General features: G+C 71.8%; 22 protein-coding genes and 1 riboswitch. Of the genes, 13 read left to right on the top strand and 9 right to left on the bottom strand.

Annotated features, from left to right (window positions below; translation table 11 throughout):
• Positions 1 to 27: 27 nt before the first annotated feature.
• A complete protein-coding gene (locus ACFXJ5_RS38780) occupies positions 28 to 618 on the bottom strand; it encodes a Uma2 family endonuclease (protein ID WP_384642412.1) in 591 nt (196 codons plus the stop codon).
• A gap of 155 nt (positions 619 to 773) precedes the next feature.
• Between ACFXJ5_RS38780 and ACFXJ5_RS38775 the strand changes: the two genes are divergently transcribed.
• Both ACFXJ5_RS38775 and ACFXJ5_RS38770 read left to right on the top strand, forming a co-directional pair.
• Complete coding sequence (locus ACFXJ5_RS38775) at positions 774 to 1,268, top strand: hypothetical protein (RefSeq protein ID WP_384642410.1); 495 nt, start codon at positions 774 to 776, stop codon at positions 1,266 to 1,268.
• A 68-nt stretch (positions 1,269 to 1,336) separates the two neighbouring features.
• Positions 1,337 to 2,326 (top strand): zinc-binding dehydrogenase, encoded by a 990-nt coding sequence (locus tag ACFXJ5_RS38770; protein WP_384642407.1) that lies wholly within the window; start codon positions 1,337 to 1,339, stop codon positions 2,324 to 2,326.
• Positions 2,327 to 2,379: 53 nt separating this feature from the next.
• Here the strand turns inward: ACFXJ5_RS38770 and nicT are convergent, their stop codons facing one another.
• Positions 2,380 to 3,477: a Nickel transporter NicT gene (gene nicT, locus ACFXJ5_RS38765; protein WP_384642404.1), complete on the bottom strand. Its 1,098-nt coding sequence runs from the start codon at positions 3,475 to 3,477 to the stop codon at positions 2,380 to 2,382.
• Positions 3,478 to 3,508: 31 nt separating this feature from the next.
• Positions 3,509 to 3,706: riboswitch (cobalamin riboswitch) on the bottom strand.
• A 51-nt stretch (positions 3,707 to 3,757) separates the two neighbouring features.
• Here nicT and ACFXJ5_RS38760 point away from each other — a divergent pair.
• Positions 3,758 to 4,546, top strand: a complete 789-nt coding sequence (locus ACFXJ5_RS38760; protein WP_384642401.1) for a triphosphoribosyl-dephospho-CoA synthase — start codon at positions 3,758 to 3,760, stop codon at positions 4,544 to 4,546.
• Positions 4,547 to 4,552: 6 nt separating this feature from the next.
• Here the strand turns inward: ACFXJ5_RS38760 and ACFXJ5_RS38755 are convergent, their stop codons facing one another.
• Complete coding sequence (locus tag ACFXJ5_RS38755) at positions 4,553 to 6,196, bottom strand: FAD-dependent oxidoreductase (protein ID WP_384642398.1); 1,644 nt, start codon at positions 6,194 to 6,196, stop codon at positions 4,553 to 4,555.
• Between the two features lie 154 nt (positions 6,197 to 6,350).
• Between ACFXJ5_RS38755 and ACFXJ5_RS38750 the strand changes: the two genes are divergently transcribed.
• From ACFXJ5_RS38750 to ACFXJ5_RS38715, 8 genes are read left to right on the top strand one after another with little or no spacing between them, the layout of a single operon-like run.
• Complete coding sequence (locus ACFXJ5_RS38750; protein ID WP_384642395.1) at positions 6,351 to 7,457, top strand: SchA/CurD-like domain-containing protein; 1,107 nt, start codon at positions 6,351 to 6,353, stop codon at positions 7,455 to 7,457.
• Positions 7,458 to 7,503: 46 nt separating this feature from the next.
• On the top strand, positions 7,504 to 8,787 hold the full coding sequence (locus ACFXJ5_RS38745; protein WP_384642392.1) for a beta-ketoacyl-[acyl-carrier-protein] synthase family protein: 1,284 nt from the start codon (positions 7,504 to 7,506) through the stop codon (positions 8,785 to 8,787).
• Entirely contained in the window at positions 8,784 to 10,013 is a 1,230-nt protein-coding gene (locus ACFXJ5_RS38740) for a ketosynthase chain-length factor (protein WP_384642389.1), read from the top strand. The genes ACFXJ5_RS38745 and ACFXJ5_RS38740 overlap by 4 nt, the downstream gene beginning before the upstream one ends.
• A 47-nt stretch (positions 10,014 to 10,060) precedes the next feature.
• Positions 10,061 to 10,282, top strand: a complete 222-nt coding sequence (locus tag ACFXJ5_RS38735; RefSeq protein WP_384642423.1) for an acyl carrier protein — start codon at positions 10,061 to 10,063, stop codon at positions 10,280 to 10,282.
• The gene (locus ACFXJ5_RS38730; protein WP_384642386.1) at positions 10,279 to 10,677 is read left to right on the top strand and encodes a TcmI family type II polyketide cyclase; all 399 of its coding nucleotides are present in this window, start codon (positions 10,279 to 10,281) and stop codon (positions 10,675 to 10,677) included. Before ACFXJ5_RS38735 ends, ACFXJ5_RS38730 begins: the two co-directional genes overlap by 4 nt.
• Positions 10,677 to 12,449, top strand: coding sequence for an acetyl-CoA carboxylase, carboxyltransferase subunit beta (gene accD, locus ACFXJ5_RS38725; protein ID WP_384642383.1), 1,773 nt, complete (start codon positions 10,677 to 10,679; stop codon positions 12,447 to 12,449). Before ACFXJ5_RS38730 ends, accD begins: the two co-directional genes overlap by 1 nt.
• A complete protein-coding gene (locus ACFXJ5_RS38720) occupies positions 12,446 to 13,045 on the top strand; it encodes an acetyl-CoA carboxylase biotin carboxyl carrier protein (RefSeq protein ID WP_384642380.1) in 600 nt (199 codons plus the stop codon). The genes accD and ACFXJ5_RS38720 overlap by 4 nt, the downstream gene beginning before the upstream one ends.
• A 5-nt stretch (positions 13,046 to 13,050) precedes the next feature.
• Entirely contained in the window at positions 13,051 to 14,391 is a 1,341-nt protein-coding gene (locus ACFXJ5_RS38715; protein WP_384642420.1) for an acetyl/propionyl/methylcrotonyl-CoA carboxylase subunit alpha, read from the top strand.
• Between the two features lie 49 nt (positions 14,392 to 14,440).
• Here the strand turns inward: ACFXJ5_RS38715 and ACFXJ5_RS38710 are convergent, their stop codons facing one another.
• From ACFXJ5_RS38710 to ACFXJ5_RS38695, 4 genes are all read right to left on the bottom strand, one after another.
• A complete protein-coding gene (locus ACFXJ5_RS38710; RefSeq protein ID WP_384642418.1) occupies positions 14,441 to 15,433 on the bottom strand; it encodes a methyltransferase in 993 nt (330 codons plus the stop codon).
• A gap of 74 nt (positions 15,434 to 15,507) precedes the next feature.
• On the bottom strand, positions 15,508 to 16,572 hold the full coding sequence (locus ACFXJ5_RS38705) for a nitrous oxide reductase family maturation protein NosD (protein WP_384642377.1): 1,065 nt from the start codon (positions 16,570 to 16,572) through the stop codon (positions 15,508 to 15,510).
• Between the two features lie 78 nt (positions 16,573 to 16,650).
• Positions 16,651 to 17,424, bottom strand: a complete 774-nt coding sequence (locus ACFXJ5_RS38700) for a VOC family protein (RefSeq protein ID WP_384642374.1) — start codon at positions 17,422 to 17,424, stop codon at positions 16,651 to 16,653.
• A 67-nt stretch (positions 17,425 to 17,491) separates the two neighbouring features.
• Positions 17,492 to 18,826, bottom strand: coding sequence for a wax ester/triacylglycerol synthase family O-acyltransferase (locus ACFXJ5_RS38695; protein WP_384642371.1), 1,335 nt, complete (start codon positions 18,824 to 18,826; stop codon positions 17,492 to 17,494).
• Positions 18,827 to 19,024: 198 nt separating this feature from the next.
• On the opposite strand from ACFXJ5_RS38695, the gene ACFXJ5_RS38690 reads away from it, so the two are divergent.
• Together ACFXJ5_RS38690 and ACFXJ5_RS38685 are read left to right on the top strand one after the other, a co-directional pair.
• Positions 19,025 to 20,155: a serine/threonine-protein kinase gene (locus ACFXJ5_RS38690; protein ID WP_384642368.1), complete on the top strand. Its 1,131-nt coding sequence runs from the start codon at positions 19,025 to 19,027 to the stop codon at positions 20,153 to 20,155.
• A gap of 1,689 nt (positions 20,156 to 21,844) precedes the next feature.
• Positions 21,845 to 22,591, top strand: a complete 747-nt coding sequence (locus ACFXJ5_RS38685; protein WP_384642365.1) for a phosphotransferase family protein — start codon at positions 21,845 to 21,847, stop codon at positions 22,589 to 22,591.
• A 76-nt stretch (positions 22,592 to 22,667) separates the two neighbouring features.
• On the opposite strand, the gene ACFXJ5_RS38680 is transcribed toward ACFXJ5_RS38685, so the two are convergent.
• Together ACFXJ5_RS38680 and ACFXJ5_RS38675 are read right to left on the bottom strand one after the other, a co-directional pair.
• Positions 22,668 to 23,468 carry an IS5 family transposase gene (locus ACFXJ5_RS38680; RefSeq protein ID WP_384642415.1) on the bottom strand — a complete coding sequence of 267 codons (801 nt, stop codon included), beginning with the start codon at positions 23,466 to 23,468 and terminating at the stop codon, positions 22,668 to 22,670.
• A 92-nt stretch (positions 23,469 to 23,560) separates the two neighbouring features.
• Positions 23,561 to 24,665: tetratricopeptide repeat protein (locus tag ACFXJ5_RS38675; RefSeq protein ID WP_384642362.1), on the bottom strand; the 1,105-nt coding region annotated here is incomplete at its 5' end.

Here is a 24,665-nt window from a genome sequence, read left to right as displayed (position 1 = left end):
GACCGGGGCCGGCGACATGAGCAGGGCTCAGAACTCGCTGGTGTCCAGGTCGAATCCGAACGGCTCGGGGAGGGTGACGAGCTTGGAGAGGTCGACCTCGACCGTGCGGGTGTAGCGCTTCCCAGAAGGCTCGGAGTGCACGATGACGTGACCGATTTCCCGGTCCACCAACAGGTAGCAGGGGATTCCCGCCTCGGCGTACCCACGCATCTTCGGTCCGCGGTCGGTGGCGGCGGTGGAGCGGGAGGTCACCTCGCCGACGAGCATCGCGGGAGCGGGATCGTGGTACTCCAGGTCATCGTCGAAGCTGCCCTTGGGGGCGATCACCAGGTCCGGGCTGACCTTCCCGGACGCTGATGCCCCTGGAACCATCAGACCGATCCCTGTGTAGCGGCCGAGGTCCTTGCGGTGATCGCGCACCTGCCCCGTGACCTCAGAAATGATCTCTTCATGCTTGCCATTGGCGGGTGGCACCACGTGGATTTCCCCTTCGATCAGTTCCACGCGCCATCCCTCGGGGACTGCCGCGCTCACCTTTTCGAAGGCGTCCTCGACCGACGAGCCATTGGACCCGTCGGATACCGAGCGCGTCTCTCGCTCGGGGGCTGTCAATGCCACGGTGGACCTCCTTCGCAGGAAGCGACACTTGCCAGGGTAGGCGACAGCCCAGGGCAGCACCGGCGGAACATCACTCGACCGAGAGTCCAGGAACGTTTCCGCAGGCCGGACGAGACCGCGCAGCCCCCGCTCCCGCCCGTGCGACCATCGTCCTCGTGATCGATATCGGCTACTCGCTCTCCCGCCGCTTCCCCGACCCCCCGCAGGCGGACTACCGCACCGCGGACGTGCACGCGCTGCGCCACGACCTGTTCTGCGGCGACGTCTACCTCGCGGATGTGAAGGCGGACCGCGAGCTGTCCACAGCCTGGGGATGGGTGCCGGTACTCGACTTCGCGTGGGCGCTGTGCGACATCGTCGAGCGGATCGACCGCGATCCGAGGGGCAGCCGGGCGGCACGCCCCCAGTACGCCGAGCTGGACTTCACCGAATCCACGGACCGGCTGCGCTTCGAGCGGCGCTTCGGGTGGGTGGATGTGACAGCGGACTGGGCGCCGGACGATGCGCCGCTGAGCTTCAACCACGCGCAGCTGCGGCGGGAGGCCCGGGACTTCCTGCACGATCTGGTGGCGGACCTGACGGACATGCACGACGGGCTGGATGCGAATCCGGTGATCTGGGATCTGCTGGCGCGGTTCCCGCGGGCTTGACCTCAAGTCCGGTTGAGGTCGGAGGCTGGTGCGTACGCGCTGCCGCTCACCCCTCAAGGAGTCCCGCCGTGCACGCCATCCGCCTGTACGCCTTCGGGCCGGCCGAGAACCTCCGTTACGAGACGGCCGACGACCCCGAGCCGGGTCCCGGCCAGGTCCGGATCGCGGTCTCGGCGTCCGGCGTCCACGTCATCGACACCGCCATCCGCGCCGGGAACCCCAAGGGCCCGTACGCCCTGCCCGAGCTGCCGACCATTCCCGGCCGCGAGGTCGCCGGCACGGTGGACGCCCTCGGCGCCGGCGTCGGCCCCGAATGGCTCGGGCGGCGCGTCGTCGCCCACCTCGGCATGGTCCCCGGCGGCTACGCCGAACTGGCCGTCACCGACACCGAGCGGCTGCACGTCCTCCCGGACGGCCTGGGCTTCGCCGAGGCCGTCGCCATGATCGGCACCGGCCGTACCACCCTGGGCATCCTCCGCCAGTCCGGCCTCGGCCCGGACGACGTCGCCCTCGTCACCGCCGCCGGCGGCATCGGCACCCTGCTCGTCCAGGCGGCGCGCAACGCCGGCGCCGCGGTCGTCGGCCTCGCCGGGGGTCCCGCCAAGGCCGAGCACGTACTGGCCCTCGGCGCGGACGCCGCCGTCGACTACACCGCCCCCGGCTGGACCGACCTCGCCCGCGCCGCGCTCGCCGGGCGCCTTGCCACGGTCGTCTTCGACGGCGTCGGCGGCGACCTCGCGCGCGCCGCGGTCGACCTGCTCGGCCCCGGCGGCCGCCACCTCGTGTACGGCTTCGCCTCCGGCGGCCCCCTCCAGCTCCCCGCGGCCGAGCTGGCATCCCGCCGCATCACCTCCGACGTCCTCCTCGGCCCCGCCGTGCTCCGCGCCGCCGGCCCCGACGGCCTCCGCGCCCTCGAATCCGCCGCCCTCACCGAAGCCGCCGCCGGCCGTCTCCTCCCCGCCCTCCACCCCTTCCCCCTCGCCCAGGCCGCCGCGGCCCACGCCGCGCTCGAGTCCCGCCGCACACTGGGCAAGGTCGTCCTGCGCACCGCCTCCTGAGGGGGTCCAGGGGGCCGGCCCCCTGAACCCCCGAACGCCCTACGGGCTGAATTTCAGGGCTGGGCCGGGCGGTCCGCGGGGCGGGCCGCGGCGGCCCAGCGTTCTTCGACGCGGGCCGCGCGCCAGTAGAGGAGCGCGGCGGCCCAGACGACGACGAAGAGGGCGACGATGAGGAAGCCGACGTTGCCGAGGTCGATGTCGGCGATCCACCCGGTAAGCGGGTCGGAGAGGTCGAGCTTCTGGTGGAGGACCCCGACGAGTTCGATGGTCCCGATGAGGAGGGCGACGGCGATCGACAGCCCGGTGATGGTGAGGTTGTAGAAGACCTTCCGTACGGGGTTGGAGAAGGCCCACTGGTAGGCGAAGTTCATGAAGGTGCCGTCGAGCGTGTCGAAGAGGCTCATCCCGGCGGCGAAGAGCAGCGGCAGGCACAGCACGGCGTACCAGGGGAGTCCGGCGGCGGCGCCGGTGCCGGCCATGACCATGAGGGTGACCTCGGTCGCGGTGTCGAAGCCGAGGCCGAAGAGGAAGCCGAGCGGGAACATCTGCCCGGGGCGGGTGATGGAGCGGGTGAAGCGGCCGAGCAGGCGGTTCATGAAGCCGCGCGCGTCGAGGTGCGCCTCGAGCTCGGCCTCGTCGAACGAACCGGCGCGCATGGCCCGGTAGACCCGCATGATGCCGACGAGGGCCACCAGGTTGAGCGCGGCGATGAGATAGAGGAACAGCCCGGAGATGGTCGTCCCCATGACGCCCAGCACTTCATGCGTGCGGGAGCCCTCGTTCATGATCCGCCCGGCGAGCCGGGTGCCGCCGGCGATGAGGGCGGCGAGGACGACGACCACGCTGGAGTGCCCGAGGGCGAACCAGAAGCCCACCGAGACGGGCCGCTTGCCGTCGGCCATGAGCTTGCGGGTGGTGTTGTCGATGGCGGCGATGTGGTCGGCGTCGAAGGCGTGCCGCATGCCCAGGGTGTATGCGGTGATGCCCAGGCCGACGCCGTAGACCTGGGTGCCGACGGTGTAGCGGTGGGGGACGACCAGCAGGAAGAGCACGCCGAAGGCGACGACGTGCAGGGCGGCTATCACCGCCAGCAGCCCGGCCGTTCGAAGGGAGTCCTGACGTCGCCAGCGGAAATCGGGGGCAGCAGTCATTCGTTGATCACGCTCCAGCACCTCGTGGAATTGCTCGTGAGATGCCGTGGCCGGTCTCCTGGCTTACGGGTGTACGCGCGCCGCCCCTGCCTTCCCAGCCACCTCGCGGCGGCCAGTGGCACGTACGTTGGGACGGAGCTCCCGATCACAGTGGCGAGGGCCGCTCCGGGCTGAGACCCCTGAGGGTCTGTCACCGGTCTTCCCGAGCACCACGGCCCGACCACCCTAACCGCAGCTCGTTCACAGCCATGACACAGGCTCCGTCGCTACGCTCCCGTCCATGCCGCTCGCCCATGCCGCCGTACAAGCGATCGTCGAGGAAGTCGCGTTGGAGGGTGTGCCGGGCCGTGACCCCGACCGGGACCCCGGGGCCGCGCTCTGGGCGGCCAAGTCGTCGCTGCCCGGCTTCGAGGCGATGGCCGCCGCCGCGCGCCGGGTCGGTGAGCCCACGCAGGAGCTGCGCGAGGAGCTCGGCGCGATCGGCCGGAGCACCGAGTGGACGGCGACCCGGGCGGGCTGCGGCGTACGCAGCCACCGGGGCGCCACCTGGGCCGTGGGCCTCCTGGTCGCGGCCGCCGCGCTGGAACCCCACGGCGACGCCCATGCCATCCTGGCCACCGCCAAGCGCCTGGCCGGCTTCCGGGACCGCCGCGCCCCGCTGCGCCCCTCCCGGGGCTCCACCGTCTCCACGACCTACGGCGCCGCCGGCGCCCGCGGCGAGGCCCGCGCGGGCTTCCCGCACGTCAAGCGGGCCCTTGCCGCGCTGCGTACGTCCCGCGACGCGGGTGCGGACGAGCCCGTCGCCCGGCTGGACGCACTGCTCGCCATCATGTCCTCACTGCAGGACACGACCCTCCTGCACGCCGCCGGGCCGCCCGTCCTGCGGCTCGTCCAGGGCAGCGCGCGCGACGCCGTGGACGCGGGCGGGGCCGGTTCCCCGGGCGGCCGCGACGTGCTCGCCGCGCTCGACGCGGAGCTGCGCGAGCGCGGCCTGACCCCGTCCGGCAGCTCCTCGCTGCTGGCGGGGGTCTTCTTCGTGGACGGCCTGCGGGTGCCGGTGCCGCGCTGACCCGGCCTACCCCAGCCGCAGCACGGCCCCCAGCACATCCAGCAGCCACGCCTCCGGCTCGGGCGGCAGCCCGGGGGCGCGCCAGGCGACGAAGCCGTCGGGGCGCACCAGAACCGCGCCGCTGTCCGTGATGCCGTAGGTGGTGGCCCACTCCGTGCCGGGCTCGGGGATGAGGTCGGCGTCGGTGCCGAAGCCGATGCGGTGGACGGCCAGGGGCACCCGGAGGAGGCCGGCCGCCGAACGGGCGGCGTCGCGCCAGGCGGCGCCCGGTTCGCCGTCGCCGACCAGGAGGACGGGGGCGCGCTCGTACAGGTCGAGGGTGGAGCGGCGGACGCCGCTCTCGTCGGTGACCCACAGGTGTGGGGCGCGGCTGCCCGGCTCGCCGGTGGGGCAGAAGGCCTCGGGGACGACGGGCAGGCCGGGGTCGGCGCCGATGACGGCGCCGTCGGGGTAGCGGTAGCCGAGGGCGACGGCCATGACGTTCTTCTGGGGGCCGCCGCCGGCCGGGGCCGCGTAGCCGGGGTGGCGGTGTTCGGCGGAGCGTGCTGAGGCGCGCTCGCCGGTGGCGATGGCGACGGGGCGGCGCTCCTGCTCGTACGTGTCGAGCAGCGCGGGCCCGGCCCAGCCGCCGATCACGGCGGCGAGCTTCCAGGCCAGGTTGTGCGCGTCCTGGATGCCGGTGTTGGAGCCGAAGGCCCCGGTCGGGGACATCTCGTGCGCGGAGTCGCCGGCGAGCAGCACCCGCCCGAGGGCGTAGCGGTCGGCGACGCGCTCGGCGGCGTGCCAGGGCGCCTTCCCGGTGATCTCGATCTCCAGGTCGGGCAGGCCGACGGCGGCGCGGATGTGTTGCGCGCAGCGCTCGTCGGTGAAGTCCTCGAGCGTCTCGCCCCGGTCCGGGTGCCAGGGGGCGTGGAAGACCCAGTTCTCGAAGTTGTCGACGGGCAGCAGGACGCCGTCCGCCTCCGGGTTGGTGAGGTAGCACGCGATGAAGTGGCGGTCACCGACGGCGTCCACGAGGCGCTTCGCCCGGAAGGTGACGCTGACGTTGTGGAAGAGCTCGCCGCGTCCGGTCTGGCCGATGCCCAGGGCCTCCCGGACGGGGCTGCGCGGGCCGTCCGCGGCGATGAGGTAATCGGCCGTGATCTGCCGCCGCTCGCCGTTCTCGCGGTCCAGCAGCTGCGCCGTCACGCCGGTCCCGTCCGCGGCCTGCTCGAAGGACAGCAGCTCGGTCGAGAAACGGATGTCCCCGCCCAGCTCCTGTGCATAGCGCAGCAGAACCGGCTCGAGGTCGTTCTGGCTGCACAGGCACCACCCGGAGGGGCTGATCCGGGACAGCTTGCCGCCCGGGTCGATCTCCCTGAAGAGCCATTCGGCCTCGGCGTCGATCAGTGATGCGGCCTGCAGGATGCCGTGGTTGTCGGCGAGGACGGCGGCCGCCGCGCGGATCAGCGGCTCGGCGCCGGCCGTCCGGTACAGCTCCATGGTCCGCAGGTTGTTGCCCCTGCCGCGCGGGTGGATGGAGGTGCCGGGATGCTTCTCGACGACGAGATGCGGGACGCCCAGGCGGGCCAGGAAGAGCGAGGCGGAGAGCCCGACGAGGGAGCCGCCCACGATGAGGACCGGGACACGGTCGTCGGCCTGTGTGGTCATAGGTAGCTCAATGCCCGATTGCGGCCATATTTGTCGCGATTCACCCGAGCGGATCACATATCTCGCCCCATCCGGGTCACCGAACCACGATCAGTGGACGACGGACCCTCACTAAGGACCCGCACGAAGGACCGCACGAAGGATGAGGTGGACCATGACACCGCCGGTCGAAAAGGTCTCGCAGTCCGCACTGGACGGCTCCCGTACCCGCGTCGTACTCCTGCTGGAGGTCGAGGACGGCGCCGAGCAGCGTCTGCTCGAAGCGTACGACCAGATGTGTCAGCGGGTGGCGGCCGTACCGGGCCACATCAGCGACCAGCTGTGCCAGTCGATCGAGAACCCCTCGCAGTGGCTGATCACGAGCGAGTGGGAGAGCGCACTGACCTTCCTGGCCTGGGTGGACAGCCCGGCGCACCTGGAGATGGTCGAGCCGCTGCACGGCTGCGTACGCGACACCCGGTCCCTGCGCTTCGGCGTGCTGCGCGAGACCGCCGAGCGCACCAGCGCCGGCGGCAGCCTGCAGGCCACCCCGCGCATCGGGGACGGCGTGGTCCGGCACGCGATCACCTTCACGGTGAAGCCGGGCAGCGAGGCGGCGGTCGCCGAGATCCTGGCCGGCTACACCTCGCCGCAGGCGCGGGTGGACGACACGACCTCGCTGCGCCGGACCTCGCTCTTCATGCACGGCAACCGGATCGTACGGGCCGTCGAGGTGCGCGGGGAGCTGGTGAAGGCGCTGCGCCACGTCGCGGAGCAGCCCGAGGTGCGGGCGGTCGAGGAGGCCATCAACCCGTACCTCGAGGTCGACCGGGACCTGAGCGACCCGCACTCGGCGCGGGAGTTCTTCACCCGGGCCGCGCTGCCGGCCGTGCACCATGTGGCGGCCCGCGCCGACGGCTTCTCCCCGGACCTGCGGCGGCACGCGCTGTTCTACCCGGCGAAGGCCGGCTGCGGCCAGGCGCTGGCCCGGCTGCTGGCCCGCCAGGACGAGAGCGCGGCCGACGACCCGAAGAGCCCGGTCGCGGGCAGCACGGTCTTCCTGCGCGAGAGCGAGGACATCGTCGTGCGCCTGGTGGACCTGCGGGTGCCGATCGAGGAGGCACCGCTGGCCGCCGTGGGCGCCGAGGGGCCGCACAAGACGGGCGTCCTGGCCAAGCTGCTCACCGAGGGCGTGGACCTGGCGGACGCGCAGGGTGTCAAGCGTTTCCTCACCGAGTACGACATGCGGCTGGTCACTGACCGCCGGGCACCAGGGGATTGATCCGCTCACACCACCCCGAAGGGCACCGGCTGAGGAGGAGGCAACCATGGCTAGGACTTCCCGGAGATCCATACGCCGGGTGGCGGTCACCGGGGCCGGTGTCGTCGCCCCCGGCGGAGTCGGGGTTCCCGCCTTCTGGGAACTGCTGACCGCTGGTCGGACGGCGACGCGCGGCATCACCCTCTTCGACCCCGCCGGCTTCCGTTCGCGGATCGCCGCCGAGTGCGACTTCGACCCGGCCGCACACGGGCTCACCCCGGCCGACGTCGAACGGGCCGACCGCTACGTGCAGTTCGCGCTCGCCGCCGCCGCCGAGGCGGTCCGCGACTCCGGGCTCGACCTGGACGTCGAGGACCCCTGGCGGTTCGGCGTCTCGCTCGGCACGGCGGTCGGCGGCACCACGCGCCTGGAGCACGACTACGTACGCGTCAGCGAGGGCGGCGCCCACTGGGACGTCGACCCGCGGCAGGCTGGCCCGCATCTGCACCGGGCCTTCGCGCCCAGCGCGCTGGCCTCCGAGATCGCCGAACGGCACGGCGCGCGCGGCCCGGTGCAGACCGTCTCCACCGGCTGCACGTCCGGCCTCGACGCGGTGGGCTACGCCTTCCACACCATCGAGGAGGGCCGCGCCGACATCGTGCTGGCCGGCGCCTCGGACTCGCCGATCTCCCCGATCACGGTGGCCTGCTTCGACGCCATCAAGGCGACGTCCGCCAACAACGACGACCCGGCGCACGCCTCCCGCCCCTTCGACGCCAACCGCGACGGCTTCGTCATGGGCGAGGGCGGCGCGGTGTTGGTCCTGGAGGAGCTGGAGCACGCCAGGGCCCGGGGCGCGACCGTCTACTGCGAGGTCATGGGCTATGCCACGTACGGAAACGCCTACCACATGACGGGGCTGACCTCCGAGGGCCTGGAGATGTCCGAGGCCATCGACCGCGCCCTCGACCACGCCCGCCTCAACGCCGGGGACATCGACTACGTCAACGCCCACGGCTCCGGCACCAAGCAGAACGACCGCCACGAGACGGCCGCCGTCAAGCGATCCCTCGGCGCGCACGCCTACTCGACGCCCATGAGCTCCATCAAATCCATGGTGGGCCACTCGCTGGGCGCGATCGGCGCGATCGAGCTGGCCGCCTGCACCCTGGCCCTCGCCAACGGCGTGGTACCGCCGACCGCCAACTACGAGACCCCGGACCCGGAGTGCGACCTCGACTACGTGCCGCGCACGGCCCGCGAGATGAAACTGCGGACGGTCCTGTCGGTGGGCAGCGGATTCGGCGGCTTCCAGTCCGCCGTCGTACTCAACCGATCGGAGGGGTCATGAACAGACAGGCCGTCATCACCGGAATCGGGGTCGTCGCGCCCAACGGCATCGGCACCGACGCCTTCTGGAAGGCGACCCGCGAAGGCATCAGCGTCCTGGACCGGGTCACCCGTGAGGGCTGCGAGGGCCTGCCGCTGCGGGTCGCGGGCGAAGTGCGCGGCTTCGACGCCGCGACGGCCGTCGAGGAGCGCCTCGTCGTCCAGACCGACCGCTTCACGCACTTCGCGATGACCGCCGCCGACCTGGCCCTGGAGGACGCGCGGCTGCGTACGGATCCCGACGAGCCCTTCGCCGTGGGAGTGGTCACCGCCGCCGGGTCCGGCGGCGGTGAGTTCGGTCAGCGCGAGCTCCAGCGGCTGTGGGGCCAGGGGCCGCACTTTGTGGGCCCGTACCAGTCCATCGCCTGGTTCTACGCGGCCAGTACGGGCCAGATCTCCATCCGGGGCGGCTTCAAGGGCCCCTGCGGGGTCGTCGCCAGCGACGAGGCGGGCGGCCTCGACGCCATCGCCCACGCCTGCCGCATTCTGCGCCGCGACATCGGCACCGACGCGGTCGTCGCGGGTGCCGCCGAGGCCCCGCTGGCGCCCTACTCCGCGGTCTGCCAGCTCGGCTACGCGGAACTGAGCCTCGCCGCCGAAGCCGACCGGGCCTACCGGCCCTTCACCACCCACGCCTGCGGGTTCGTACCGGCGGAGGGCGGGGCGATGCTCGTGGTCGAGGCCCTGGAGCACGCCCTGGCGCGCGGCGCCGAACCCCGCGCCGTGCTCGCCGGGCACGCCGCCACCTTCACCGGGCCCTCGCGGTGGGCGGAGTCCCGGGAGGGGCTGGTCCGGGCGATCGGCGGGGCCCTGGAGGAGGCCGGGTGCGTGCCTGCCGACATCGATGTCGTCTTCGCCGACGCGCTGGGCACCCCGGACGCCGACCTCGCCGAGGCGCGGGCCATCTCCGATGTCTTCGGCCCCCACGGCGTCCCCGTCACCGCCCCCAAGACCGGCACCGGCCGCGCCTACTGCGGCGGCCCGCTCCTCGACACGGCCGCCGCCGTACTCGCCCTGGAGCACGGCACCGTACCGCCGACCCCCCAGGTCACCGAGGTCCGCGACGACCTCGGCCTCGACCTGGTCATCGGCCGGGCGCGAAGCGCCCGACTGCGTACCGCGCTGGTCCTCAGCCGCGGCCTCATGGGCTCCAACGCGGCCCTCGTAGTGAAGGAGTACATCCCGTGAGCAACGATCCGATCCAGGTACTGACCTACGACGAGCTGGCCTCACTCATGAAGTCCAGCGCCGGCATCACCGTCGACCCCCAGCGCCTCACCTCCTCCCCCGACACCCCCTTCGCCGACTACGGCCTCGACTCACTCGGGCTGCTGGGCATCGTCGGCGAACTGGAGAACCGCCGCGGGGTCTCCATCACCGGCGAGGCCGACTCGTGCAAGACCCCGGGCGCCTTCATGAAAGTCGTCAACACCTCGCTGAAGGCGGATGTCATATGATCGACGAGACCCGCGAATCCCAGGGGACCCACGACCGCCCACGCGTGCACCGCGCTCACCGGACGCTCATCGTCGCCCGTATGAAGCCCGAGACCGCCGCCGACATCGCGGAGGTCTTCGCCGCCTCCGACCGCGGCGAACTCCCCGGCCTCATCGGGGTCCGGGGCCGCAGCCTCTTCCACTTCGGCGACGACCTCTATCTGCACCTCGTCGAGGCCGACCGGCCGCCGGGCCCCGAAGTCGCCCGCCACAAGGGCCACCCCGACTTCCGTGACATCAGCGAACGCCTCGCCGCCTTCGTCCAGCCGTACGACCCGCTGACCTGGCGTGAGCCCAAGGACGCGATGGCCGTGGAGTTCTACCGCTGGGAGCGGGAGTCGGACGGGGACGGCTGATGGCGATCACCGACGGCCGCCCGCCACCCGCACCCGAGTCCGACGAGGCCCCCTGGGTCCGGTGCGAGCGCTGCGCCGCCCTCGTCTACGGCAAGCGCTTCGCCCGCGCCCTGCACGTCTGCCCCGAATGCGGCACCCACGCCCGCCTCACCGCCCGGCAGCGCCTCGACCGGCTCCTCGACCCCGGTTCGGCCGTCGCCCTGGACGACGCGGGCGGCGGCGTACGGGCGTTGCACGATCCGCTCGGCTTCACCGACACCAAGCCGTACCCTGACCGGCTGCGCGCCGCCCGCGCCGCCACCGGGCTCGACGAGGCCGTCCTGTGCGTCCGCGGAACCATCGAGGAACAGCCCGTCGTCGTCGCCGCGATGGACTTCCGCTTCCTCGGCGGCAGCCTCGGCTGCGCGGTCGGCGCCCACATCACGCAAGCCGCCCACACCGCCCTCCGCCTGCGGGTCCCCCTGCTCCTGGTCACCGCCTCGGGGGGCGCCCGCATGCAGGAGGGCGCCCTCTCCCTCATGCAGATGGCCAAGACCGCCCAAGCCCTCGCCGAGCTCGACGAGGCCGGCATCCTCACCCTCTCCCTCATCACCGACCCCACCTACGGCGGCGTCGCCGCCTCCTACGCGACCCTCCCCGACATCATCCTCGCCGAGCCCTCCGCCCGGCTCGGCTTCGCCGGGCCCCGCGTCATCGAACAGACCACCGGCCAGTCGCTGCCCGACGGCTTCCAAACAGCCGAATTCCTTCTCGCCCACGGCCTCGTCGACGACGTCGTCCCCCGCCCCGCCCTCCGCGCAGCCCTGGGCAGGCTGCTGCGGACAGCCTCGAATCCGGCCCGTCCGGCATTTGAGGACCGGGGGTCCCCCCGGCGAAGCGAAGGGGCGGGTCCGGGGCAGAGCCCCGGTCCCGGGAAGGGGCGGGATGGTGGGGACACCTCCCGGACGAAGGTCCGGGGGAGAGAACAACCCACCGCCTGGGACGCCGTACGCCTGGCCCGGCACTCGCACCGGCCCACCGCCGCGGACTACGCCGCCCACCTCCTGGACGACTTCCACCCCCTGCACGGCGACCGCCTCACCGCCGACTGCCCGGCCATCATCGGCGGCACCGGCCGCCTGGCCGGGCGCCCGCTCATGCTGGTCGGCCACCACAAGGGCGGCCCCGGACTGCCCGCCCGCCAGGCGCACCACTTCGGGATGGCGACGCCGCCGGGCTACCGCAAAGCGGCCCGGCTGATGCGGCTGGCCGCCAAGCTCGGGCTGCCGGTGCTGACGCTCATCGACACCCCCGGCGCCAACCCCGGCCCGGACGCGGAAAGCGGCGGCCAGGCCTTCGCCATCGCGGAGAACCTGCGGCTGATGTCCCGCCTCCCCGTGCCGATCGTGGCCGTGATCACCGGCGAGGGCGGCAGCGGCGGCGCCCTCGCGCTGGCGGTCGCCGACCGGGTCCTGGTCAGCGAGAACGGCGTCTACTCGGTGATCAGCCCCGAAGGCTGCGCCGCCATCCTGTGGAAGGACCCCGCCGCCGCCCCCACCGCGGCCGCGGCGCTGCGTCTCGACGCCCGCGACCTCTCCCGCCTCGGCATCGTCGACGGCATCGTCACCGAACCGCCCGGCGGCGCCCACCAGGACCACGCCGCAGCCGCCGCGCTCCTCGGCGCAGCCGTCACCGCGGCCTTCGACGAGCTGCTCCCGTACGAGCCCGAGCAGCTGCTGCGCGACCGCCGGGACCGGTTCCACCGCTTCGGACTGGAAGAGGAAGCACCGTGACACTCAACAGCGACAAGAAGACGGATCACACCCCCGTCAAGGGCATCAACGGCGACACCCGCTCCGCCCCACCACCCGCGCACTCCGTCCTGGACTCGGTCTGCCGCAGCGCGACCGAGCTCGCCAAGGCCGTGCCGAAGCCGCCGCAGCGCATCCGGCTCCAGTACGGCCAGACCTCCGTCGAGGTCGAGTGGCCGCCCGAGCCTGCCGAGCCGGCGCCGCAACCCGCCGCGCAACCCCCCGCCCAGCCCGGCGCACAGCACAGCGTCCAACCCGGCACCCAACCGGCCGCCCAACCCGGCGCACAGCAGGCGCACTCGGCGCAGGAGGCGCAGAACTCCCGTAGCACGCACTACCTTTGCGCCCCCACTGTCGGCACCTTCTACCGCTCCCCCGAGCCCGGCGCGCCGCCGTTCGTAGCCGTCGGCGACGTCGTCCGCCCCGGCCAGCCCGTCGGCGTACTGGAGGTCATGAAGATGATGAGCACCGTGGAGGCCGACGCGGCGGGCCGGGTCGTGGAGTTCCTCGTCCCCGACGCGCATTCCGTCGAATACCAGCAGCGGCTGCTCGCCCTGGAGCCCGTCGAGGAGGGATGACCGCCGTGTTCTCCACCGTCCTGATCGCCAACCGTGGCGAGATCGCCCTCCGCGTCGCCCGCGCCTGCCATGAGCTCGGCATCCGTACGGTGGCCGTCCACTCCACCGCGGACCGCGACTCCGCCGTCGTACGCTTCGCCGACGAGGCCGTCCACATCGGGCCGCCCCCGGCCAAGTCCAGTTACCTCAACATGCCGGCCATCATCGAAGCCGCCCACCGCACCGGAGCGCAGGCCGTCCACCCCGGCTACGGCTTCCTCTCCGAGGACCCCGACTTCGCCGAGATCTGCGCCGCCAACGGCCTCACCTTCATCGGTCCCTCGCCCGACGTCATCAGCCGCCTCGGCGACAAGGCCGCCTGCCGCGCCCTCATGGCCGAAGCCGGCCTCCCCGTACTCCCCGGCTCGGTCGGCGCGCTGGCCTCCCCCGCCGACGCCAAGGAGGCCGCCCAGCAGGCGGGTTACCCGGTCATCCTCAAGGCCGTCGCCGGCGGCGGCGGTCGCGGCATGGCCGTCGTACGCGACCCCGACCGGCTCCTCACCGCCTACGCCGACACCCGCGCCCACGCCCGCGCCGTCTTCGGCGACGACCGCCTCTACCTCGAGCGCTACGTCGACCACGCCCGCCACGTCGAGGTCCAGATCCTCTGCGACCGGCACGGCACCGCCCTCCACCTCGGCGAGCGCGACTGCTCCGTCCAGCGCCGCCACCAGAAGCTGATCGAGGAGTCCCCGGCGCCTTCGCTCCCGCCGCGCCTGCGCGCGGCCATGTGCGAGGCCGCGGTGCGCGGCGCGCTCGCGGTCGGCTACGAAGGGGCCGGCACGTTCGAGTTCGTCCTCACCCCCGACCACGACTTCTACCTCATGGAGGTCAACTGCCGCCTCCAGGTCGAACATCCGGTCACCGAACTCGTCACCGGCATCGACCTCGTCCGCGAGCAGATCCTCATCGCGGCCGGCCTCCCCCTCGCCTTCGGCCAATCCGACGTCACCCCGCGCGGCGTCGCCATCGAATGCCGCCTCAACGCGGAGGACCCCACCCGTGACTTCGCCCCCGCCCCCGGCCTCCTCACCGAATTCGCCCCGCCCGGCGGCCCCTTCGTCCGCGTCGACACCCATGCCTTCCCCGGCTGGCGCATCGGCCCCGACTACGACTCCCTCCTCGCCAAAGTCTGCGTCTGGGCCCCCGACCGCGACCGCGCCCGCGCCCGCGCCGACCGCGCCCTCGCCGAATTCCACGTCACCGGCGACGGCGTCCGCACCACGGCCGACTTCCTCCGCACGGTCCTGGCCCACCCGGCCTTCCGGTCGGCAACCCACACGACGGGGCTCGTCGGCGAGCTGTGACCCAGCCGGGCTGTGGCGGCCCGGCTGGGTCAAATCAGCCCGTCCGGGCTCAGGCCACCACGGAGTGGAAGGCGTGGAGGTAGGCGTTGACCGGGGTGACGGCATCGACCCGGAGGCCGGCCTCGGCCATGAGGCCGCCGAGGCTGTCGCGGGTGTGCTTCTGGCCCCCGACGTTGAGCAGAAGCATCAGGTCCATCGAGGTCGTGAACCGCATCGACGGCGTGTCGTCGACAAGGTTCTCGATGACGATGACCCGGGCACCGGACCCCGCCGCCGACACGACGTTGCGCAGGGTGCGCCGGGTGCTCTCGTGGTCCCACTCCAGGATGTTCTTGATGATGTACATGTCGGCCCGCACCGGAATCGCCTCCCGGCAGTCCCCCGGCAGGAGCCGCACCCGCCCTGCCAGGGCGCCGCCGTCCCGGAGCCGGGGATCGGCGCCGGCGACGACCTTCGGGAGGTCGAGGAGCGTGCCGCGGACGCCGGCGTGCCGTTCGAGGAGCGCGGCGAGGACGTGGCCCTGGCCGCCGCCGATGTCGGCGACCTCGCCGACGCCGGTCAGGTCGAGCAGGCCCGCGATGTCCTCGGCCGACTGCCGGCTGGAATGGGTCATCGCCCGGTCGAAGACGTGGGCGCTGTCCCCGGCGTCGTCGTGGAGGTAGTCGAAGAACTCCTTGCCGTACAGCTCGGGGAAGATGTTGCGCCCCGAGCGCACCGCCTCGTCCAGTCGGGGCCAGGCCTGCCAGGTCCAGGGCTCGGTGCACCAGAGCGCGATGTAGTGGAGGCTGTTGGGGGCGTCGACGCGGAGCATGCGCGACATGTCCGTATGGGCGAAGCGGCCGTCGGGCAGTTCCTCGAAGACGCCGTACGAGGAGAGGGCCCGGAGCAGCCGCGCCAGCGGCCGGGCCTCGGTGTGCACGGCGGCGGCCAGCTCGTCGGCGCCGGCCGGGGCCTCGCCGAGGGCGTCGGCGACGCCGAGCCGGGCGGCGGCCCGTACGGCGGCGGCGCACGCGGCCCCGAAGACCAACTCGCGGAGCCGCATGGCGCCCTGGGTGCCCGGAGCGCCCGGAGCGCCCTGCGTGCCCTGCGCGCCCTGCTGGGGAGCAGCGGTATCGGTCATGGCGCGGTGCACCGCCCTGTCGGTTCGGAGGCGTGGCAGGAGTTGCCGCTGAAGATGTTGCCGGCGCCGGCGTCACGGTCGGCGAGGTCGGCCGGGGCGTTGCCCTGGGCGAGGTTCTGGCGGATGGTGTTGCCGGAGTTGGCGACCCCGACGTTGCTGCGGAAGAGGACGACGCCGCCGGACATCGGCGAGGTCCCGGCGTTGCCGAGCACCTGATTGCCCGTCACGACGGTCTTCTCGGCGCCGGTGAGGAGAATGCCGACGCCCTGGATGAAGGGCAGGCGGCCGTTGGACGCGCAGTACTTGTTGTTCTCGGCGACCAGGTTGCCCCGGACCGTGAGCTCGCCCGCCCGGGGAACGTTCTCGTCGCCCACGACGAACACGCCACCGCAGTTCTCGGTGATCCGGTTGTTCGCGACGAGCATGTTCCGTACCCGGCGCAGGACGACGCCGACCCGGTTGCCGGCCAGCCGGTTGTCCCGTACGACCGCGCCCTGGGTGTCGAGGGCGCCGCCCTCGCTGTCGACGGTGTTCGCGAGGAAGATGCCCGACTCGCCGTTGTTCTCGGAGTCGTTGTTCCGGAAGACCCCGCGTACGGACTTCTCCAGGCTGATGCCCTGCTGGCCGTTGTCGCGGGCGGTCACGCGCCGGACATCGATGCGGTCGGCCCAGGTGGCGTTGACGCCGTTCTTCTTGAAGCCGACGACGCTGAAGTCCCGCAGCCGTACACCGCTCGCCTCGTGATCAGCCGTCCCGGTGATGCAGAGGCCGTGCCCGGCCTGCGCGCACGCGTTCTCGTTGCCGGCCAGGCTCGGCGCGATGACCGTTCCCGGCCCGGAGCCCTTCAACGTCAACCGGGGCACCGTCACCTGGACGCTGCCCCGGTAGAAACCGGGTTCCACGGAGACGACGTCCCCGGGTTTCGCCCGGTCGACCGCTGCCTGAATGGACTCGCCAGGCCGTACGACGATCCGATCCGCCGCATGAGCGGCCATCGGGACGAGGTTGACCAGACCCAGAACGACGGTGGCCGCGAGGGGGCCCGCCCATCGTGGTGGCATACCGCACCTGCCTTCCGGCGGCATACCGAGGCTACGAATTGATCACAGAGCCGCCGAAAAGGACGCTAAGTGTGATCTTCAGCCCTCGCCACTCGCGACCAGCACAATAAGTGCCCCCGCGTTGTCCCGGACCACGGCCTGCCGCCCGTAAGGCGCGGGCGCCGCCGGCAGCACCACGGCGCCGCCGCCCTGTTCAGCCTTGCGCGCCGCCTCGTCCGCGTCGTCCACCGAGAAGTAGGTGTTCCAGTACGAGGGGGTGCCCGCGGGGATATATGACGGCTGGCCGGCGATACCGCCGACCGGGCGGCCGTCGACTTTGATCATCGCGTATTCGCTCGACGGATCGGAGGGGTCGGCCACGACCTCGTACTCGTAGCCGAAGACGTGTCCGTAGAACTCCCGCGCGGCGAGCGGATCCGTCGAGAGGTTGTCGTTCCAGGTGAAGGCGCCGGGCTCGTTCGCCAGGCCCGAGCCCAGGTGGGCGCGGCCCTGCCACAGCCCGAACAGCGCGCCGGCCGGGTCGTTGGCGATGGCCATCCGGCCCTGGTCCATGACGTCCGTCGGCTCCATGAGGAGGGCGCCGCCCGCGTCCCGGATCTTCTTTGCCGTGCCGTCGGCGTCGTCGGTCCACAGATACGTCATCCAGGCGCTCTGCGCGGGCCAGTCGGGCTGCTGCTCCATGATCCCGGCGACCGTCTTCCCCTTGAGGACGGCCAGTTGGTAGTGGCCGCTCTCCTCACCGGTGTCGATGTAGTCCCAGCCGAACAGCGCGGTGTAGAAGTCCTTGGCCCGGCCCACGTCCGGGGTGCCCAGGTCCACCCAGCAGGGCACGCCGTCGCTGTATGCGGTCATCTCCGCCATGATCACCCTCCAGAGGGTGCGTACGGTCCCCACGGCCAGCCTTGACCCGCCGCCCCGCTCAGGCAACCGCTGCGCGCATCTCCGCCAGTTCGGCGTGCGCCGCCTCCGCCAGTCGTCCCAGGTCAGGGGCGGCCTGACCGTCCCCGACCAGCCCGAGGTGGACCCGGCCCCGGTACGTGGTCATGGCCACCGCCAGCGACTGCCCCCGGGCCAGCGGGGCGAGCGGATAGACCTCCAGCAGCGGGCAGCCGCCCACCGTGAAGCCCAGGTCCGGGACGGGGACGCTGGTCACCAGGATGTCGAACAGCAGCCGCACCGCGTGCCCGGCCAGCGGCGCGCCCAGCCGGCTGGCCATCGGCAGCATGTAGTCGGTCAGCAGGGCCACCGCGCCCGCGCCACGCCCCGGGCCGGCCTCCTTGTTACGGTCCATCACCTTCCGTACGGCGCACAGCCGCGCCAGCGGGTCGGGCTCGGCCACCGGCAGCTCCGCGAGGTAGCCCGACAGCTGGTTCCCCGCCGCCCGCCGCCCGTCGGAGCGGCGCCGGGCCACCGGCACCAGCGCGCGGGGCGCGACCCCGGTCACATCGTCGCCGCGCTCGCTCATCCAGCGCCGCAGCATGCCGGCCACCATCGCGATGAGCACGTCGTTGACCGTGCCCCCGGTCGTCTTGCGGATCCGCTGGATCGCGTCCAGCTCCAGCACCGCCGTCGCCAACTGCCGCGACCCGCTGGACGGCGCCGCCAGCGCCGGCACCGTACGCGCCCCCAGCGACGCCCGCGCCAACGACGCCCCGATCCCCAGCGCCTGCCCGGCGTCCCCCACCGCGGCCCCGACCCGCGACCGCACCGCCCCCGCCAGCCGCAGCAGATCCTGCACCGGCACCGCCGGCGCCTCGCCGCCCCTCCGCGCCGGTCGCGGCCCCGTCAGCCGTGTCAGGCTCGGGCTCTCGTCGAACAGCACCGCCCCCAGCGACACCGCCCGCAGCCCGTCGGCCAGCGCGTGATGGATCTTCAGCAGTACGGAGAAGGGCGCGTCGTCCGTCGGCCCCTCGATCACATGGATCTCCCACGGCGGCCGCCCCCGCCGCAATGGACGCTCCATCAGCTCGCCCAGCAACTCCGGCGAATCCCGGTGCAGATACACATGCCGCCGCACCGCGAAGTGCTCGTCCGGCACCCACGCCGCCCCACCCGGCGGCATCCACACATCCCGCACCCTCATCCGCATCCGCGACACCGCCGCCGCCCGCCCCGCCAGCAGCTCCGCCACCTCCCGCGCTCCCACCCCGCCCACGGGAGCCAGCACCGCCAGCGCGGCCAGATGCAGCGGATGGTCCGGCGACTCCGCATGCCAGAACGCGAGGTCGAGTGGGCTCAGCTGCTCATTGGCCATAGGTCAGTGAACTGGCTGCGGACCGCTACGGTCAAGCATGCACGCCATTACGTACCGTTACCAAGGAGTACGTAAACTGTCCGAAAGGTGCACGAAACCTGCGGGACGCGCGGCACCCCCTGGCACGCCGGTGCCTTTCGGTCATACTGGGCGCCCCGGATTTCCGGGCTGGAGCAGCACGTCTTGCTGGGGGCGGCAGTGGAACTGATCGGTACGTACGCCGTGGAGCGGAAACTCGGCGAGGGCGGCATGGGCGTGGTGTACCTGGCGCGTTCACGCGGGGGGCGGGCCGTCGCCGTGAAGGTCGCCCGGCCCGAGCTCGCCGGGGACAGCTCCTTCCGGGAGCGGTTCCGCGCCGAGGTCGACGCCGCCCGCAGGGTCGGCGGCTTCCACACGGCTCCGGTCGTCGACGCCGACCCGGACGCGGAGGCGCCCTGGCTGGCCACGGCCTACGTCCCGGGCCCGACGCTGTCCCAGCTCCTCGATTCCCAGGGGCCGATGCCCGAGGAACAGCTCCGCGGACTGGGCGCGGCGCTCGCCGAGGCCCTCCAGGCCATCCATGCCTGCGGGCTGGTCCACCGCGACCTGAAGCCCGGCAACATCATCATGGCCGACGACGGCCCCCGCGTCCTCGACTTCGGCATCGCCCGCGCCGTCGAGAACACCCGCCTCACCGCCACCGGCACCTCCTTCGGCACCCCCGGATTCCTCGCCCCAGAGCAAGCCGAGGGCCGCGACGTCGACAGCGCCGCCGACGTCTTCGCCCTCGGCGCCGTCCTGGTCGCCGCCGCCGGCGGCAGCGCCTTCGGCGGCGGAACCCCCATCAGCCTGATGTACCGCTCCGTCCACCAGGACGCGGACGTCTCCGCCGTCCCCGAACCCCTCCGGCCCCTGGTGACCGCCTGCCTGGACAAGGACCCGGCCCGCAGGCCCACCACGGAACGCCTCCTCGAGCACTTCGCCGTCGCGACCACACCCGCCGCCCACGTACCGCCCGCCGTACCCCCGCAGCCCACCTACGCCCCCACGGTGACCGCCCTCCCGCCCGAGGAACTCGAATTCCTGGCGATGGACCACAAAAACGCGGTCATCGTCGACACCGACGGCGTATCCCTCGGCATCAACGGCGACACCGCCGATTTCTCCTGGCCCCAGATCACCTACGTCGGCTACGCGAAGGACGACCGTTCCACCGGCCTCGTCGTAACCCTCACCCTGGCCGGCGGCTGGACCCGCTCCTGCCGCGTGACCGCCCAACATCCGCAAGAGCTGGACCACTGGCTGTTCCAACTCAACGCCCTACTCGGCCGGCTCCTCGGCCATAGGTAGCCGGCCCGTGACCCGTGGAGCCGCCGGGCCGGCACCCGGTCCGGTCTCACGGGACACAACCCAGCACCGGCGCGGTCTCCGCGGTCTCCTGCGGACCGATCAATCCGCTCCCGGTTTCACTCATACGGTGGAATCGGGAGGAGCTCGCCAACCCCCCAATCGACATCGTGACTGGATCGTTGACGCAGATCAGAGGGAGTAGCAGGTCTCTCGATCAGCCTCGAAGAGCAGCGGAATGACCCTCGGAATGCAGTGAATACCCCCTCGAAGTACAGGCGATCCAGCCCGAGGCCTCGACCAAGGCCAACTCCTCGGGACCGGTCGAACGCCACAGCGTCAGCGGCACCGTCGTTCGTGGCTCCTCTTTGGCCATAGTCCGCTCCCCTTCACCGGGCTTGTAGGCGGCTCACCGCATCGGCGTCGAATCGTCTTGAGCCAGCGGATTCGGTGTCACCCGTCCTCGCCGAGCGAGGTGGGTCGATAACCGCTTTAGGAGAGCGGTGCGGCGAGTTGGGATGACCCCTGCCAGCAGCCGCAGTTCGCGTGAGTCCCCGCCTAATCTGGCGCGGTTGTGGCGCGGGGAACTTCTGATCCGTAGCTCTAGCCGGATCGATCAACGACGGCCATACCGGCCGCTACGGGGCCTCGGAAGGACATGGCTCACGTAGCCGTTACGTCCTCGGCGCCGACCGCCCCCGAAAGGGTGTGCGTCACCGTTGCCCGCATTCCCATGAACGCAGTGGAAGACTTCACACTGCCAAGATCGGCACGGATAGCCCCTACTGCGACTGTGACCGCAGGTGAACGTGGCTGGTTGCCCGGCCATCCGCCACTACGCGGGCCTTGGAGCACTTGTTTGGAAGATCCCGTATGCGGACGGCGGCTGACCTGGGAGGTCCCTGACCCGGGTCGGAGTGCGGCTGGTACTGCGACTCCCCGTGATTCCCCGCAACGTCCCGCCGGATCGGGCACGTTCAGGTCATGGCCTGTTGCTCCGCTTCGACGACCTCCGTCCGAGAGCGAAGGCTTGTACGACCGCCGTCACGGTCATCAAGATCCGGATGACCTTGTCTCCATCGGTGATCGCGAAGAGCGTAAGAATTGCGACGTATGCCACTTCCCACCGTGGGCTGTTGTACCAGCGTGTGCCCTTGTTAGTCACTGCGCCCCTCGCTCGCATTCCTGCGGCGGCGAACCACATCGCGGCAGATGTCGTACAGAACCAGAAGCACCACAATCGATCCGGTGATGGGGAACCACACGGACTCGCCGTCCCTGTACATCTTGATGCTGATCCACAGGAGGAGAGAAGAGCCTGCGAGGCCTGCCACGGGCCGCACGACCGCGCCAGCAGTCTCCAGGGGGCTGTTCACGGGCATGATCTTGGCAGGTACCCGAACGGGCCGCTAGAGGTGATCGCGGGCGGTGTGGAGAGAGTTTGAGGTCTGGCCCTTGGGGTGAGAGATCGGGGGTCCGTACGCTGGTTGCGGATCGGGCTGGCTCCTCGCCTGCCCGCAATAGTCCGATGAGGGCCCCGGTCTTAGGACTCCTGACAAAAGTGGTGGACTTGACCTGGTCAGAGGTCGGTGTCGCGCACGAGGCCGCCGGGTATCGGGACGCAGTCAGCCGCGTAATCGCACGCGATAAACCCGGCGACGTCGGCGATCATCCCCGGGATACTGGTCGCCCATGGATGAGGTCAAAGTCGTTGTCGCCCATTCCGAGCGCGCGACCCTGCGCGTCGGCGACGTGTTCCTGAAGGTGGACGCCGATCAGGCGCGCATCGACGTCGAGGTCGAGGCGATGTCCCTCGCGCCGGTCCCGACCCCGGAGGTCCTGTGGCGCAAGCCGCCCGTGCTCGCGATCGCCGCACTCCCGGGGACGACGCTTGGGCGCCTCGGCGGGCCGTCGACCGGGGCGTCGGCGGCGTGGGCCGCGGCGGGCGCCGCCATCCGGAAGCTGCACGACGCGCCGCTGCCGCCCCGGCCCGGCCGGGCCGGCCGGAACATCGTCGCGCTGGCGGCGGAACTCGACGACGAGTGCGAGTTGCTCGTGACGAACGGCCTCCTGCCCGCTGACCTGGTCACCCACAACCGCCAGGTCGCCGAGGCCGCGCTCCGGCCGTGGACTCCGGCGTTCACGCACGGCGACCTGCAGATCGCGCACGTCTTCGTCGACGGCGACGAGGTCACGGGCATCATCGACTGGTCCGAGGCGGGCCAGGGTGATGCCCTGTACGACCTCGCCACCTTCACGCTCGGACACGAGGAGCACCTCGACGACATCGTCGCCGGCTATGGCACCGACATCGACCTCGACGTGATCCACGCGTGGTGGTCGTTGCGAAGCCTGCTGGTGGTTCGCTGGCTGATCGAGCACGGCTTCGACCCGTTCGCGCCGGGCTGTGAGGTCGACGTGCTGAGATCCCGGATGTGAGGCTGCGCGGGCCCGACTGCTACGAATGCGTTCTGACGCATCGAGCAGGCCATCCCCTGGGGCGCATCGCCTGCCCTTACTCTCGACAAAGTGCGGTGCGCAGTCGTCGCCGGCAGATGACGGCGCAGCCGAGGGTGACGAACGCGTGGTGGATGTCGTCGCGGATCTCCCAGCGGATGCGCAGGCGGCGGAACCAGTGCAGCAGCGCGATCGCTCCTTCCACGACCCAGCGGTACACGCCCAGGCCGGAGCCGTGCCCGGTGCCGCGCCGGGCGAGGTGCGGGGTGATCTGGAACCGGCGGACCTTGCCCCGGTAGATCTCGTGGTCATAGCCGCGGTCGGCGTACAGATACCTGGGGCAGCGCAGTGGCTGGCCGCGCTTGCCGCGGATCGGCGGGACAGCCAGGATCATCGGGATCAGTTGGGTGACCTCGTTGCGGTTGCCGCCGGTGGTGATTGCCGCGAGCGGGATGCCGTGCGCCTCGACCATCAGGTGGTGCTTGCTGCCGGCCTTGCCCCGGTCCACCGGGGACGGACCGGTGGCCGGCCCGCCCTTCATCGCGCGGATGTGGCTGGAGTCGACCGCTGCGCGGGAGAAGTCCAGCAGGTCTGCGGCCCGCAGCTCGGACAGCAGCAGCTCGTGCAGGCGCTGCCGTACCCCGGCCTCGTTCCAGTCCCGCAGCCGTCGCCAGCAGGTCATGCCCGAGCCGAAGCCCAGCTCCTGGGGCAGAAACTCCCAGCGGATCTCGGTGTACAGCACGAACAGGATCCCGCACAGCACCTTGCGACTATCCAGACGCTTACGACCTGGACGCCGCGGATTACGCGGGACGACCGGCAGCAGCGGCTCGATCCGCGCCCACAACTCGTCGTCGATCCCGGAGGTCCAGAAACCTCCTTTTGTTAGGAGTCGTTAGGCATGCCCCGCACGGTGCCCCGGGCCCCGTCTCCCGACCTCCTCGATGCGAACTACGGGCGGGAGGGTCGTTGAGGTCTGCGGGGGTGGTCAGGCGGGGGGTGGTTTTGAGGGCCGGTGGCGGTTGCCGGGGTCGATGTACTTCGCTGCTGTACGGCTTCGGCTGCTTGGCGGGCGCTCGCGAGGTTGTTGCGGCTGGTCAGCGTGTCGGGGTGCGTATCGCCCAGCACCCGTTCGCGCTGAGCGAGGGTGGCCTCGAACAGCGGGATCGCCCGCCCCAGATCCCCCACCGCCTGGTAGGCGTACGCGAGGTTGTTGCGGCTGGTCAGCGTGTCGGGGTAGGTGTCGCCCAGCACCTGTTCGTATTGAGCGAGGGTGGCCTCGTGCAGCGGGATGGCCCGCTCCAGATCCCCCGCCGCCCGGTAGGCGAGCGCGAGGTTGTTGCGGCTTTGCAGGGTGTCGGGATGGGTATCGCCCAGCACCTGTTCGCGCTGGGCGAGCGTGGCCTCGTACAGCGAGACGGCCCGCCCCAGATCCCCCACCGCCTCATAGGCGCCCGCGAGGTTGTTGCGGCTTTGCAGGGTGTCGGGGTGCATATCGCCCAGCACCCGTTCGCGCTGGGCGAGCGTGGCCTCGTGCAGCGGGATCGCCCGCCCCAGATCCCCCACCGCCTCATACGCGTACGCGAGGTTGTTGCGGCTGGTCAGCGTGTCGGGGTGCGTATCGCCCAGCACCTCTTCGCACTGGGCGAGGGTGATCTCGTACAGCGGGACGGCCCGCCCCAGATCCCCGGCCGCCCGGTAGGCGAGCGCGAGGTTGTTGCGGCTGGTCAGCGTGTCGGGGTGCGTATCGCCCAGCACCTGCTCGTACTGGGCGAGCGTGGCCTCGTACAGCGGGACGGCCCGCCCCAGATCCCCCGCCGCCCGGTAGGCGCCCGCGAGGTCGTTGCGGCTTTGCAGGGTGTCGGGATGGGTATCGCCCAGCACCTGCTCGCGCTGGGCGAGCGTGGCCTCGTACAGCGAGACGGCCCGCCCCAAATCCCCCGCCGCCCGGTAGGCGTACGCGAGGTTGTTGCGGCTGGTCAGCGTGTCGGGGTGCGTATCGCCCAGCACCTGCTCGTACTGGGCGAGCGTGGCCTCGTACAGCGGGACGGCCCGC

It is taken from the genome of Streptomyces sp. NPDC059373 (assembly GCF_042751495.1).
Lineage (GTDB): Bacteria > Actinomycetota > Actinomycetes > Streptomycetales > Streptomycetaceae > Actinacidiphila.
This window is presented reverse-complemented; position numbering and strand designations above follow the sequence as displayed.

Excerpts from the sequence above, each read along its gene's own strand:
- ACFXJ5_RS38730 (WP_384642386.1), top strand. The coding sequence starts at position 10,279 with ATGATCGACGAGACCCGCGAATCCCAGGGGACCCACGACCGCCCACGC.
- accD (WP_384642383.1), top strand. The coding sequence starts at position 10,677 with ATGGCGATCACCGACGGCCGCCCGCCACCCGCACCCGAGTCCGACGAG.
- ACFXJ5_RS38745 (WP_384642392.1), top strand. The coding sequence starts at position 7,504 with ATGGCTAGGACTTCCCGGAGATCCATACGCCGGGTGGCGGTCACCGGG.
- ACFXJ5_RS38760 (WP_384642401.1), top strand. The coding sequence starts at position 3,758 with ATGCCGCTCGCCCATGCCGCCGTACAAGCGATCGTCGAGGAAGTCGCG.
- ACFXJ5_RS38755 (WP_384642398.1), bottom strand. The coding sequence starts at position 6,196 with ATGACCACACAGGCCGACGACCGTGTCCCGGTCCTCATCGTGGGCGGC.
- ACFXJ5_RS38685 (WP_384642365.1), top strand. The coding sequence starts at position 21,845 with ATGGATGAGGTCAAAGTCGTTGTCGCCCATTCCGAGCGCGCGACCCTG.
- ACFXJ5_RS38700 (WP_384642374.1), bottom strand. The coding sequence starts at position 17,424 with ATGACCGCATACAGCGACGGCGTGCCCTGCTGGGTGGACCTGGGCACC.
- ACFXJ5_RS38705 (WP_384642377.1), bottom strand. The coding sequence starts at position 16,572 with ATGCCACCACGATGGGCGGGCCCCCTCGCGGCCACCGTCGTTCTGGGT.
- ACFXJ5_RS38695 (WP_384642371.1), bottom strand. The coding sequence starts at position 18,826 with ATGGCCAATGAGCAGCTGAGCCCACTCGACCTCGCGTTCTGGCATGCG.
- ACFXJ5_RS38735 (WP_384642423.1), top strand. The coding sequence starts at position 10,061 with ATGAAGTCCAGCGCCGGCATCACCGTCGACCCCCAGCGCCTCACCTCC.
- ACFXJ5_RS38750 (WP_384642395.1), top strand. The coding sequence starts at position 6,351 with ATGACACCGCCGGTCGAAAAGGTCTCGCAGTCCGCACTGGACGGCTCC.
- ACFXJ5_RS38710 (WP_384642418.1), bottom strand. The coding sequence starts at position 15,433 with ATGCGGCTCCGCGAGTTGGTCTTCGGGGCCGCGTGCGCCGCCGCCGTA.
- nicT (WP_384642404.1), bottom strand. The coding sequence starts at position 3,477 with ATGACTGCTGCCCCCGATTTCCGCTGGCGACGTCAGGACTCCCTTCGA.
- ACFXJ5_RS38740 (WP_384642389.1), top strand. The coding sequence starts at position 8,784 with ATGAACAGACAGGCCGTCATCACCGGAATCGGGGTCGTCGCGCCCAAC.